Annotated in this window: 9 protein-coding genes and 2 pseudogenes; 9 read left to right on the top strand and 2 right to left on the bottom strand. The window is 69.4% G+C overall.

What is annotated here, in order from left to right; genetic code table 11:
- Window positions 1-133: 133 nt before the first annotated feature.
- A complete protein-coding gene (locus PBV52_RS04595; protein ID WP_274236973.1) occupies window positions 134-928 on the bottom strand; it encodes an AraC family transcriptional regulator in 795 nt (264 codons plus the stop codon).
- 73 nt (window positions 929-1001) lie between these two features.
- Here PBV52_RS04595 and PBV52_RS04590 point away from each other — a divergent pair, with 73 nt between their 5' ends.
- The 3 genes from PBV52_RS04590 (at window position 1002) to PBV52_RS04580 (ending at window position 4257) form a co-directional block, all read left to right on the top strand.
- Window positions 1002-1820, top strand: a complete 819-nt coding sequence (locus PBV52_RS04590; RefSeq protein WP_274236972.1) for a phytanoyl-CoA dioxygenase family protein — start codon at window positions 1002-1004, stop codon at window positions 1818-1820.
- Window positions 1817-2092 carry a hypothetical protein gene (locus PBV52_RS04585; protein ID WP_274236971.1) on the top strand — a complete coding sequence of 92 codons (276 nt, stop codon included), beginning with the start codon at window positions 1817-1819 and terminating at the stop codon, window positions 2090-2092. The genes PBV52_RS04590 and PBV52_RS04585 overlap by 4 nt, the downstream gene beginning before the upstream one ends.
- Window positions 2093-2970: 878 nt before the next feature.
- The gene (locus PBV52_RS04580) at window positions 2971-4257 is read left to right on the top strand and encodes a GDSL-type esterase/lipase family protein (RefSeq protein WP_274236970.1); all 1287 of its coding nucleotides are present in this window, start codon (window positions 2971-2973) and stop codon (window positions 4255-4257) included.
- A 207-nt stretch (window positions 4258-4464) separates the two neighbouring features.
- On the opposite strand, the gene PBV52_RS04575 is transcribed toward PBV52_RS04580, so the two are convergent.
- Window positions 4465-6918: a SpoIIE family protein phosphatase gene (locus PBV52_RS04575; protein ID WP_274236969.1), complete on the bottom strand. Its 2454-nt coding sequence runs from the start codon at window positions 6916-6918 to the stop codon at window positions 4465-4467.
- 218 nt (window positions 6919-7136) lie between these two features.
- On the opposite strand from PBV52_RS04575, the pseudogene PBV52_RS04570 reads away from it, so the two are divergent.
- The 6 genes and pseudogenes from PBV52_RS04570 to PBV52_RS04550 form a co-directional block, all read left to right on the top strand.
- Window positions 7137-8456: pseudogene (locus tag PBV52_RS04570) on the top strand (WD40/YVTN/BNR-like repeat-containing protein); the annotation flags it as partial.
- Window positions 8456-8701: pseudogene (locus tag PBV52_RS51645) on the top strand (beta-galactosidase); the annotation flags it as partial. The pseudogenes PBV52_RS04570 and PBV52_RS51645, both read left to right, overlap by 1 nt.
- Window positions 8702-8955: 254 nt before the next feature.
- The gene (locus PBV52_RS04560) at window positions 8956-9672 is read left to right on the top strand and encodes a hypothetical protein (RefSeq protein WP_274236967.1); all 717 of its coding nucleotides are present in this window, start codon (window positions 8956-8958) and stop codon (window positions 9670-9672) included.
- Between the two features lie 222 nt (window positions 9673-9894).
- On the top strand, window positions 9895-10209 hold the full coding sequence (locus PBV52_RS51640; protein WP_373921827.1) for a hypothetical protein: 315 nt from the start codon (window positions 9895-9897) through the stop codon (window positions 10207-10209).
- A 121-nt stretch (window positions 10210-10330) separates the two neighbouring features.
- Window positions 10331-10555 carry a hypothetical protein gene (locus PBV52_RS51635; RefSeq protein WP_373921826.1) on the top strand — a complete coding sequence of 75 codons (225 nt, stop codon included), beginning with the start codon at window positions 10331-10333 and terminating at the stop codon, window positions 10553-10555.
- 808 nt (window positions 10556-11363) lie between these two features.
- Window positions 11364-12452, top strand: a complete 1089-nt coding sequence (locus tag PBV52_RS04550; protein WP_274236966.1) for an SGNH/GDSL hydrolase family protein — start codon at window positions 11364-11366, stop codon at window positions 12450-12452.
- Window positions 12453-12519: the final 67 nt, after the last annotated feature.

Genomic DNA, 12519 nt, shown 5'->3' with positions numbered 1-12519 from the left:
GGGCGTGGTCGGCGCCTTCGCCGAGCAGGGCCGCGCTTCCGCACGGTGAGGTGCCTCGCCGGCTCAGGGATGATCAGGTTGCGCGGCGCGGCCCTGTCCGCCCTGTCCGCGGCGGCTGTCGTCCGGTGCCCGCTCACGGGCCTGGGCCGTTCGGCCCCGCAGGGGCAGCCGCGCGTATGTCACGCGGGCTCGCGCCGAGTTCACGGCGGCAGGCCTTGTTGAAGGCCTGGAGATCGGCGATGCCCACGGCCGCGGCGATGGCGGTGATGGCCAGGGTGGAGGACAACAGGAGGTGGCGGGCGCGTTGAAGGCGTCGGTGCCGTATGTACGACACGACTGTGAGGCCGGTTTCGGCGCGGAACACACGCGTCAGGTGGGTGTGGGAGATTCCGACGGCGCGAGCGACGTCCGGTACGGACAGCGGGCCGGCCAGGTGTTCCTCGACGTAGGCCTGTGCGGCGGTCACGAAGGGGTGGCGGCGCCTGGTTTCATCGCCCCTCGGCAACTCGGCGATGCGCCACAGAGCGGTCCAGACCTCGGCCGTGGCTCGCGGGGGAGAGGTCGGCATGGCTGTCACGGCGTTTCGGAGGAGATCGGCCAGGCGCGTGCTCTCCGTCGCGGCGTCCTGCATCACCGGGACCATGCGCGCGGTTCCGCCGTCGTGCAGCCGCAGGTGGACGTAGAAGTGCTCCGACCTGCCCCTGTAGTGGAAGTGCACCTCGGTGTTCGGTGGCACGAGGCTGACGTGGCCGGGGCGTATGGGGTGGACCGACTGCCCGAGGGACAGTGCACCGTCGTAGTGGTAGAGGTGCAGCTGCCACAGGTCGGGCAGCCGGAAGACGTCGTGGGCGGTGGAGACGCCGTGCACCCCGATGCCGGCATTGGCCACGGTGGGCGCCTCGTCGATGCGTAGTGTCGCGTGCTTCACGAGGATGGAAAATTACCAGCACTGGACGATTTCAGCCCACGACCGATCCGGACAGGGCCCGTACGTTCGTCGCATGTCAACCAGCCAGCAACTCCTGACATCGGTTCAGGTGGCGCGCTTCGTCGCGCAGGGATATCTGCGCCTGGACGGGGTGGTGCCGCAAGAGATCAACGAACGGGCCATCGCGGCCTTGCCGCAGGGCCTGCCGGAAGTGGCCTACGGCACTCCGCTGGACGGGGCGTTCGCGCGGGACACGTTCGTCCACGAGCTGCTCGACCTTCCGGTCGCCGCAGGCGCCGTCGAGAGCCTGGTCGGCCCCGGGCCGACCGTCGACCACCATGCGGTTCATGTGCGCGAGCCGCACGAGGGACAGGCGCAGCCGCTCCACGGAGACGCGATCATCGACGTGCGGCCGGACGCGTTCGACATCCAGCTCATGTACTACCCGCACGAGGTGACCGCCGAGATGGGCGGCACCCTCAGTGTGCCCGGAAGCCATCTGCGCAGGATCAACGAGACGGATGTCGGCCGCGTCCAGAACCTCAGGGGGCAGACCCGTCTGACCTGCCCGGCAGGCACGGTCGTTCTCCTGCACCACGGCATCTGGCACAGTGGCCGCCGCAACGACACCGCGCGCCGTCGCTACATGTACAAACTCCGCCTCAACCCGACCGTGCCGCAGGTGCGTCTGTGGGACGTCTCCGACCTGCACGACCCCGCGGTGACCGCGGAACTCAACACGTACTTCCCCTGGTACGAGCAGGCCACGGCCCGACTGGAGATCTACAACCGGGTCCTCCTTTGGCGGGCCCTGACCGGTGACGACTCGTTCGACGTCGAGTACTGGGTCACGCGCGTCAGCAACCGGCCCACCTTGAGGAGTCACGCATGAGGCAGCAGGTTCTGGTCCTCTATCTCGCGACGTCGACGCTGGACTCCCACGTCGTGGGCTGGTCCCGATACGACGGGACCGGCCGGACCCACCCGACGACCGGTGACAGCGACGAGCCGCCCTATCCCACAGGGCTTGCCGCACTGCTCGACGGGTGGCGCCTGTTCCAGGCCTCCCAACTGCTGCCGCCTCAGTCCGGTCACGAGTACGACGTCTCCTTCCTCAAGCACGAGTTCTTCTTCGAGAAGGTGGAGGACAGCTCTCGTCCTTGACCCGGCGCTGGAACTGCTGAACCGGGCGAGGGCGCCGGCGATGACGTCCTCGCGCTCGTCTATGTGGGCCTGGGGCATGCAGGCGTGGTCCGGGAGGGAGTCCGGTGCGAGGAGGAGGACGGCCGGGCGGTTGGTGACCCGCGGGCGAACTGCGCGATCGAGGTCGCCTGGGCGGACGGCGTGGCGGCTCCGCCCGGGGAGCGCCCGCTGGAGCTCGGCGGAGCATGCGAGACGACCGACCACCTGGTCGCGCGCGGCCGGACTCACGTGGCCGCGATCTGCGCGTGTCCGGACACCGCGGTTGTTCGCCCGCCGCGATGCCGATACGTGGGTGGCACAACGCGACAGGCGTGCCGCATCGTTTGAGGGCCCGGATCAAATGATCAAGCGCTTCGACATAGCCCCGCCGATCGTCCGCCGTAGCTCCATACCTACGGACCTGAGATGCAAGCGTCGCAGCCGGTTACATTCGAAGCGCTTCGACAATATGGTGTGCGCCGGAGAATCGCGTCCGGAGCGCCTGGAGTGACCAGACGCCTTCTCCGAGCCGACGGCGCGTCACCGGGGAGGGCACGTGCGGGCACCGCCGATACGCATGGTGGCAGCGCGATCGAGATCCGCGACGGCGCCAACTCGGGGCTGCTCCGCGGTACTGAGCCGAGCGCGCTTCACCCCGCTCGTGCTCCGGGCGTCCGGGACGGCGACTCATGGTGGCCATTCGAAGGCCTCGCCATTCACGCGTGATCGGCGGTGACCGCCGATGAGGCCCGCCGCTCGCAGGTGATCCGTAACGGCAGGTCCGGCCAATGGTTCGGTCTCGACGCGGCTGGGGCCTGCCTTCGGTGGACCGGCTGACCCACTCGGTGAAGGAGACAAGGATGCAGGGCACGTATATGACACTCAGCGTTCCGTGGCGGCGACGCGGGAGGCGAGCGGCCGTGCTCGCCGCGGTGACCGCCCTGATGGCAACGCTCCTGACCGGGTTGGGTGCCGCCGGGACGGCACAGGCGGCCACCGTGGACACGAGCGCGTCATGTGTGCTGGTCAACCGCAACAGCGGCAAGGCGGTCGAGGTGCAGAACGCCTCCACCGCGGACGGCGCCAAGGTCGTGCAGTTCGCCGACTGGGGCGGCGCCAACCAGCAGTGCCAACTGGTCCGCGCGACGGGAGTGACGGCACAGGCGCACACCGCGGGAAGGGTCAAGGACGCCGGGAACACGGTGCAGTACAGCTGGCCCGGCGTGTACTTCGAGGGCCGCGTCAGCGGGACCGGCGTGGGCATCGTGCTCAACGACTCCGCTGCCGACTACGACGTCCAGATCGATGGATCCACCGTTGCCACGCTCGTCACGCCCGGCAACACCACGCACTGGATCAACGGCCTGTCCAACAGCACGCACACCGTCCGGCTCGTCAAGCGCAACGACACTCCAGGGGACACCAGCGTGTTCGGAGGCTTCGTCGCCGCGCCCGGAGGTGCCGTGCTGAGCAAACCGGCCGCCCGCAACCGCCAGATCGAGTTCATCGGCGACTCCCTCACGGTGGGTTACGGCAACCTCTCGACCTCCCGCACCTGCACCTGGGACCAGGTCAAGCGGACCACCAACGCCGACGTGAGCTACGGCGCCCTCACCGCCCGGCAACTGAACGCCGACTACCAGATCAACGGCTACTCGGGACTTGGCATGGTCCGTAACTACAACGGAGGCTCCCGGGACGTCACCTACCGGACCTTCTACGACCGTGCCCTGCTGAACGTGCCCGGCGACGTCTGGCAGAACCCGGGCACCTGGCGCCCCCAGGTCGTGGTGGTCAACCTCGGCACCAACGACTTCTCGACCGCCATCAACCCCGGTGAGCCGTGGACGTCCGACAGCCTCGCGGCCGGCTACCGCACCGCCTACGACGACTTCATCCAGAAGCTGCGGTCGCGCTACGGGGACGACACGACCATCGTGGCGGTCGGCGCCGGCCAGTACGCCGGCCATGTCCAGCAGGTGGTCAAGACGCGCAACGACGCCGGCGACAGCCGGGTCCGCTACTGGTTCCTCGACGACTCGGGCCTGGACTTCCTCGGCTGCGACTGGCACTACTCGGCCCAGGACGACCGACTCATCGCCGACCGGCTCACCTCGTTCATCGCCGGTCTGCCGACAGGCTGGTGACGGCACGACCGACCAAGAGCAGCACGGGTCCGACCAGGGACATCCGTCTCCTGAACGGTCCGGGGCGCCGTACCACCCATGCAGCGACCAGGCCTCGTCGCCCGGATGTGGTGCCGGCCCTCGCGAGGCGGCGGGCTCCCGCACCCTAGGTGCGGTGCCGTTGCCGTGCCCTGCCGCGCGGCCGGCGACGGTCCGTGGGCTTGGATCTCAGTGCGGCTCAGGCTGGGGGAGGGTCTGCGCGCACCAGATCGTCTTGCCGTTGGTGGTGTGCCGGGTGCCCCACCCTTGGGTGAGCTGGGCGACGAGCAACAGGCCGCGGCCGCCCTCGTCGAAGGCGCGGGCCCGGCGCAGGTGCGGAGCGGTGTTGCTGGCGTCGGAGACCTCGCAGATCAGGGACGTATCGCGAATCAGCCGCAGCCTGAGCGGCGGCTCGCCGTATCTGATGGCGTTGGTGACCAGCTCACTGACGACCAGTTCGGTGACGAAGGCCGCCTCCTCCAGGCCCCAGGCGTCGACCTTGTCGACGGCGAACTTCCTGGCGCGCGGTACCTGCGCGGGGTCGGGCTCGATGTCCCAGTCGGCGACGTGGTGGGGATCCAGCGCGTGAGTGCGAGCGAGCAGCAGGGCGGCGTCGTCGGTGCGGCGTTCGGGGAGCATGACGTCCATCACCGTGTCGCACAGGGCCTCCAGTGAGGTGGCCGAGTGTTCCAGGACCCGCTGCAGTTCGGTGATCCGCTGGTCGACGTCGTGCTCGCGGCTTCCCACCAGCCCGTCGGTGTAGAGGGCGAGCAGGCTACCTTCGGGCAGCTCGAGCTCGGTGGCCTCGAAAGGCAGCCCACCGATGCCGAGCGGCGGTCCCGGCTGTGCGGCTACGGGTGTCCTGGTGCCGTCCGGAGAGACGATCAGCGGCAGCGGATGGCCGGCGCTCGCCAGCGTGAAGCGCCGGGAGACAGGGTCGTAGACGGTGTACAGGCAGGTGGCGCCGGACTCGCCGCTGGGCTGGAAGTGGCTGTCGGGCTGGAGGTCGCTGGCGAGGTGGAGAACCAGGTCGTCCAGGTGGGTCAGCAGCTCGTCCGGCGGCAGGTCGACATCGGCGAGGGTGCGGACCGCCGTACGCAGCCGGCCCATGCTGGCCGAGGCGTGCAGTCCGTGACCGACGACATCGCCGACGACCAGGGCGACCCGGGCGCCGGACAGCGGAATGACGTCGAACCAGTCACCGCCCACTTCCGCCTCGGTCCCGCCGGGCAGGTAGCGGGAGGCCACTTCGACCGCCTCCTGGATCGGCAGTCCCTGCGGCAGCAGGCTGCGTTGCAGGGTCAGCGCGGTCGAGCGCTCGCGCGAGTACCGGCGGGCGTTGTCGATGGCGACGGCTGCCTTGGCGGTCAGCTCCTCGGCGAGGATCAGGTCGTCGGCGGTGAAGGCCTCGGGCCGGTCGAGGCGGGAGAAGGTGACGATGCCGAGCAGCGCGCCGCGCGCCCGGAGCGGCACGGTGATCCGGCCCGTCAGCCCGTCCGCGGCGATGGACTCGTCGATCACCGGGTTGCCCGGTGGCCAATGGGCCGGGTCGGCGGCGAGCCCAGGCCCGAAGGCCCACTCGCCGCCCTGGCCGGGGTCAGCGGCGAGCTCGACTGTGGACCTGCCGGTGGCCATGCAGCGGGCGGCGACGGAACCGGGTCGGTGCGTGACGGGCTTCGTGGGCCCGGGAGCCCGGTCGGCGCCGTCCTTCGCGCTGTGCTGGGCGGCACGGCTGAGCCTGATCGTCTCGCCGGGCGAGAACGCGGACACGGAGGGCGGTTCCTCTCCGTGCAGTACCTCGTCGAAGAGATCCACGCTGACGAGGTCGACGAATCTCGGCACCGGGGTCATGGCCAGTTCCTGGGCGGTGCCGATCACGTCGAGTGTCCGGCCGATGCCGCCGCTGGCCTGGTTGAGGATGAGCAGGCGTTGCCGAGCCCAGTACTCGGCGCTCATGTCGAATCCCCAGTTGGCGATCCCGCGTACCCTGCCCTCGGCATCCCGGACGGGCCAGATGCTGGTGGCCCAGGCGTTGGCGTAGTCGCTGCCGCGCGGGCGGAAGACGGTGATCAGACGCGTGGGCTCGCCCGTCCTCGCCACTTGGGCGAGCGCGTCGGTGTAGGGCTTGTCGTCCCGTTCGGGAAACAACGTGCGGTCGAATTCGGGAAGCACCTCGCGGTACTTCTTGCCGAGCACCTGCTCCTCGGAGTGCGCGATCACCCGGCACGAGGAGGCGTTGATCCACAGGAACCGCAGCTCGGGGTCGTAAACGCCCAGAGCGAAGGGAGACTGCTCGAAGGCCCGGTCGGCGATCACCGGACGGCGTCCCCAACGCTGGATGGTCACCACGTGGCCCAGCGCCCGCCCGTCGGGGCCGAGCAGCGGGTGAGCCGTCACCACGGCGTCCACCGTGGAACCGTCCCGGTGGCGCAGGGGGATGAACCCCGAGGGGTCGGGGCCGGCGCCGTAGCCCTCAGGGAAGCCGGGTGGCGGGGGATCGACCAGCAGGTCGGTCACAGGGCGCCCGACGGTGTCCTCCGCCGTCCAGCCCAGCAGCAGTCGGCCCCCCTCGCTCCAGCCGCTCACCATGCCGTCCGGGTCCACCACGACAGCGGCAGTGGGGGCATCCTGCTTGTCGGCCATCTCCACGCACCACGCCTCCGTCCGGACAGCCGTGCCCGTCAGGGCTGGTTTCCAGCGGCTGCTTCCAGCCTAGTTCGGCCCCCGCTCCACGGCGCTCCGGCTGGTGCGTTCGGGGTGCCGGGTGCCGGGTGCCGGGTGCCGGAGCGGCCGAGGCCGGGGCCTGCGCGTCCCCGCTCGACAGCAGCCGCAGTGCGTTCGCCGATGTGGGCCAACTGCATACCGTCAACGGCAAGTGGACGGATGTCACCCCGGTGAAGCCGGGTGGGACGGCGACGGACGGGTCGGCCGACGCCTTCGGCTACGGCGGTGTCGCCGTCGACGCCCGCCGCCCCGGCACGGTCGTCGTCTCCACGAACAACCGCTGGGCCGAGATCGACACCGTCTTTCGCTCCACGAACGGCGGCCGCACCTGGACGTCCTTGAAGGACGGGGCCGTCCTCGACGTCTCCGAGACCCCCTACCTCAAGTGGGGCCAGGACAAGCCCAAGTTCGGCTGGTGGATCCAGGCCCTCGCCCTCGACCCGTACGACTCGGAGCACGTCGTCTACGGCACCGGCGCGACCCTCTACGGCACCCGCGACCTCAAGCACTGGGCCCCGCAGATCCGCGGCCTGGAGGAGGCGTCCATCCGCCAGCTGCTCTCGCCGCCGACCGGTGAGGCCCACCTGCTCAGCGGCTCCGGGGACATCGGCGTGATGTACCACGAGCGGCTCACGGCGTCGCCGTCGCGCGGCATGGCGTCGAACCCGGTGTTCGGCACCTCCACCGGCCTGTCGCTGGCCGCGGCCAAGCCGTCGTACGTGGTCCGGGCGGGCTGGAGCGACCACGGCAACGGCGCCTACTCGAACGACGGCGGCAAGACCTGGGCCCCCTTCGAGGCGCAGCCCGCCGTCGCTAAGGACGCACCGGGGCCGATCGCCACCAACGCCGACGGCAGCGTGCTGCTGTGGTCCTTCGGCACGGCGAACCCCGGATACCGCTCGGCCGACAACGGCGCCACCTGGTCCGAGGTCGCCACCTTCCCGAAGGGCGCCGCCCCGGTCGCGGACCCCGTCGACCCGACCCGCTTCTACGCCTTCGACACCACCAACGGCACGCTGTTCACCAGCACCGACAGCGGCCGGACCTTCACCGTCCGGGCCACCGGCTTGAGCTCGCCCGACAGCGAGTCCCAGCTGACGGCTGCCCCGGGCCGCACCGGCGACCTGTGGCTCAGCCTCAAGATGAACGGGCTCTACCGCTCGACCGACGCAGGCGCGACCTTCGCCAAGGTCAGCAGCTGCCACGCCGCACACACCCTTGGCTTCGGCAAGGCCGCCAGGGGCGCTTCCTACCCGGCGATCTACATGGTCGGCGCCGTCGACAGCTTCAACGCCATCCACCGCTCCGACGACGAGGCGAAGACCTGGACGCGGATCAACGACGACCAGCACCAGTGGGGCTGGACCGGAGCCGCCATCACCGGTGACCCAAGGGTCTACGGCCGGGTCTACGTCTCCACCAACGGACGCGGCGTGCAGTACGGAGAACCCGCCTGATGCCCCACCTGAGCGATGCGACGCGGGGCCGCCTCCTCTTGCTGACGAAGCAGGCCGGCGTCAACTCGGTCACGCTCGGCGTCTTCTCGTGGTCGACGCTCGAACCGGAGCCCTGGGCGTGGGAATTCGGTCGGCCGGGCACGCTGACGGACCTGATGCACGCGAACGGCATCGACGTCCAGCACGGCACCACATGCGCAATCCCGCCCAGCTCCTGGACTTCTGGCGCTTCACCACCGGCAACTTCATGCCGCTGTGGTTCGGCCAGGACACCTGGCCGCTGGGCCGAGGAGATGGAGCAGGCGGCCGAGGCCGATCTGACCTGGGCGGCCGACGGGGCGAGGGCGGTACTGAGGCCGACTCGCACCGTCTGTATCGGATTCAGGACTTCTTCCGGCGACGCGGAGCCGATCGACCTCGTCGCCGGAGAGGACCACGTCCTCAGTATGGGGTCGTGGTAGCAACCCCCACATGTCCCCCCACCCGTGGAAGGGACACCATGGTTAACAGCAAGATACGCAAGATCACCATGGCGGTGCTTGCTCCGGCGATGGCTCTCGGTGCCACCGTCGCTCTCGCCTCCGCCCCCGCTTCGGCAGCAGTCTGGAACTCCTGCGACCGGTGGAGCAGCACCAGCCTCGACGGCTACAAGCTCTACAACAACATCTGGGGCTCCGGCGCGGGCAGCCAGTGCACCTGGGCCAACTCCGGGACCAACTGGGGTGTGTGGGCCAACCACCCCAACACCGGCGGCATCAAGTCCTACCCCAACTCCACAAAGACGATCAACAAGACGATCGACTCCCTCGGCTGGCTCACCAGCAACTACAACGTGAGCGTCCCGTCGTCCGGCGCGTACAACTCGTCGTACGACATCTGGGACACGGACCACCAGTACGAGATCATGCTCTGGGTCAACTACAACGGAGCCGTCGGCCCGATCGGCGGCTATGAGGGCAACGTCAACCTCGGCGGTCACAACTGGAACGTCTACCGGGGCACCAACGGGTCGAACCAGGTGTTCTCGTTCCTGCGGACGTCCGACTCCAACTCCGGCACCGTGGACATCAAGCCGATCCTCCAGTGGATCGCCTACGCCAAGGGCTGGATGCCCGGCAACGAGACCATCGGCGACGTCCAGTTCGGCTACGAGATCACCTCGTCGTCCGGCGGACTCAATTTCAACACCAACAACCTGACCATCAACGGAGGCTGAGCCGACATCAGGGCCGAGGTCGTTCCGTGCCTGTGCTCGGGCGCGCGGACCGACCTCGGCCCGCAGCGCGCCGTCCGCGAACGGCGAGATCCAGGGCGGCGCGGCTCAGGCCGTGCAGCAACAAAGCGGGGAGTTGAACTCGGCGCGGCGGCCGTGGAAGTAGCGCACGCCACTCGCTCCCGTGATTCCCTTGCCCCCGATCCGGCCGCTCTCCCGCGCCCGGTGCAGGCGCTTGGCGCCGAGCGCCGCGTCTCCGGCTCCCTGGCTGCGAGCGTCGGGCTGCGCCCCGCCCGCCCAGGACTTCCTGCGGGCGCCTTCTCCGGCGGCGATCAGCAAAAGCTCGTCCCCGGCAGGTGGATCAATGAAGCCCGCGACGTGGAGGCGCTGCTGCTCCCGGCGCCAATGGGCGGATCCGCCGACGTGCGCCCGGAGCCGGCCGAGCTGCGCCGCCCGGAGCCGGCCGGCCCGCGACTGCTGAACGTCATCGGCGTCAAGATCGTCGCCGACGGAGTGCCCCCAACCGTACGGCCTGGATGAACGATCCGTACCCGGACGGCGGCCACGGAGCCCTCTGCGTGCAGGGAGAGTCGCCCGCCCTCCGGGCTGAGGAGCTGCGCGAGATGATCCGCATCGCGCACGAGGCGGATTCCAGCTCGGGGTGCACGTCACCGGCGACCGGGCCATCGACACTGTCGTCGACACCTTCGTCGCAGCCGACGAGGCCGCACCCCGCCCCGACGCCCGCCACTACGTCATCCACGGCGCGCCTCGTTTCGACTCGCCCCGTGTCTTCGCCTCGCTCCTGGACGGCGAACGCGGCGGGCTACGTGACCTGTGGGGGCAGACATCCGACTGCCAGAACGCGGCCGGACGGGAAGAATGACGAAAGCAGCGGGAATAATGGTTAGGCGCAGGCAACAACGGTCCTGTGGCGCCGATCCAGCATCACCCGCGTCCCGTCGGGCGGCGGCCGTCCGCTCTCGAAGGCGGCGTCGGCTTCCTTCCTGATCGAGTTTGACCGGCCGTCAAATCGCTCGCAGCGTTCATCGACGAGTTCAATAAGGCGGGGTCGAGCAGATCTGCAGATCTGCCGTGTGCTGTCAGTTCCGTCGAGTGGGTCGGGCAGCTTGACCTCCAGAATCTGCATTCCGCGGATCGGCGGCGTTCGGTCCGCCGAACGTGAGGTCGACTACTGCGCTCACCATCAGCCCCAACCGGTAGCCGGGAGCCGCCCCGTAGGGCCTTTGCTCGTCCCGGAGTGACTCCGTTCGGGCAGTTGGGCGGGCTTCCCGTGAGGAGATTCACCGCTTGGTTGATCACTCAATGAATGGCTACCGGCGAGTCTGGTGACCAATTCCCGGCCGCTTGATCCTTTCTGGTGGTTACACGTGTCGTCGTGCCCATCACGTTGTCGGCCTCCCATATCCAAGTACGTATCGGCCTTGCTAGATTGACGCCCGTACCTCCGAGGCGAAGTCGGGCAGATCCCGCAGTTCGCGGAGGGAGAATCCTCCCCCATGCCTTCAACAAGGCTTTCTTTGGATGCCCGAAAACCGTGCGGATGAGTTTCGCTGCTTCCAACCGCGTCTCACGCCAATGCTTTTCGGCAGCCAAACCCCCCAACAACTGGAAAGCGCACGCAAGTGATGAGATCCCTTCAGCGTTTCGGCCCCCCGCTGGCCATCTCTGCCATGACGGTCGTGCTGAGCACGCCCGGGCTGGCCGCCGCCGACGATGCGACCGGCGGCAAGGACGCCACGTACTACATCTCGCTCGGCGACTCCCAGGCCTCTGGCTACCAGCCGGACGTCGACAAGGACACCGACGTCGCCTACACCGACCAGCTCTACACGCAGCTCAAGCAGCGCACCCCCGGACTGAAGCACATACGCCTGGGCTGCACCGCGGAGACCACCGAGTCGCTGATCAACGGCGGGAAGTGCGACTACCCGAACGCCAAGTCCCAGCTTGACGCCGCGCTGAAGGCCATGGCCCAGCACCCGGGCAAGGTCGCCTACGTGACGCTCAGCGTGGGCGCGAACGACATCCTGCTGAACTGTGTCAGCCCGGCCGGCACCCTCGACGGGGCGTGCCTGAACAGCCGGAGCCAGACCATGGCGAAGAACCTCGCGCAGATCGCGGGCGCGCTCCGTAAGGCGGGTACGGAGAACACCCAGTTCGTGGGCTCGACGTACCAGAACCCGTTCCTGGCGGCCTGGTTGCAGGGCGCCCCGGGGCAGCAGGCGGCCAAGGAGTCGGCACCCCTGGTCGGGGCCGCCAACGCCGGGATCGCCCAGGTGTACAAGTCCACCGGCTTCAAGGTGGCGGACGTGGCCGGGGCCTTCTCCTCGGACGACTTCACCACCCAGGTGAACGTGCCCGGCGCGGGCGAGGTGCCGGCGAACGTGGCCAAGATCTGCCAGCTGACCTGGGCGTGCACGAAGCAGGACCCGCACCCCAACGCCGACGGCCACAAGGTGATCGCAGGCGTCTTCGCGGCGCAGCTCGCTACGAACGACGCGCCCGGTGCGGGTGCGTCACCGACCCCCACCGAGCCGGCCACGCCCGGTGCGGGCGAGTCCCCGACCCCCAGCGAGTCGGCCGCGCCCGGGTCCGGCACGGACACGGGGGCGAACAGCCCGACCGCGAACGGAGACCTCGCCGAGACCGGCGCGTCGAGCAGCACTCCGGTCCTCGCGGGTGCCGGTCTCGCGGTCGTGGCGGTCGGCACCGCCGCGGTCTACTTCGCGCGCAGGCGGCGTGCGGGCGAGGAGAGCTGACGGGCAGTCAGTAGATCGAGTCCGAAGAGCAGGCCGCTCGCGGTGTCGCGGGCGGCCTGCTCGGCTC

This window comes from Streptomyces sp. T12 (assembly GCF_028736035.1).
In the GTDB taxonomy this organism is placed as follows: domain Bacteria; phylum Actinomycetota; class Actinomycetes; order Streptomycetales; family Streptomycetaceae; genus Streptomyces.
This window is presented reverse-complemented; position numbering and strand designations above follow the sequence as displayed.

What these genes read in the sequence shown, in the direction of transcription:
- PBV52_RS04585 (WP_274236971.1), top strand. Translation starts at nt 1,817, where the DNA reads ATGAGGCAGCAGGTTCTGGTCCTCTATCTCGCGACGTCGACGCTGGAC.
- PBV52_RS04550 (WP_274236966.1), top strand. Translation starts at nt 11,364, where the DNA reads ATGACGGTCGTGCTGAGCACGCCCGGGCTGGCCGCCGCCGACGATGCG.
- PBV52_RS04580 (WP_274236970.1), top strand. Translation starts at nt 2,971, where the DNA reads ATGCAGGGCACGTATATGACACTCAGCGTTCCGTGGCGGCGACGCGGG.
- PBV52_RS04590 (WP_274236972.1), top strand. Translation starts at nt 1,002, where the DNA reads ATGTCAACCAGCCAGCAACTCCTGACATCGGTTCAGGTGGCGCGCTTC.
- PBV52_RS04575 (WP_274236969.1), bottom strand. Translation starts at nt 6,918, where the DNA reads ATGGCCGACAAGCAGGATGCCCCCACTGCCGCTGTCGTGGTGGACCCG.
- PBV52_RS04560 (WP_274236967.1), top strand. Translation starts at nt 8,956, where the DNA reads ATGGTTAACAGCAAGATACGCAAGATCACCATGGCGGTGCTTGCTCCG.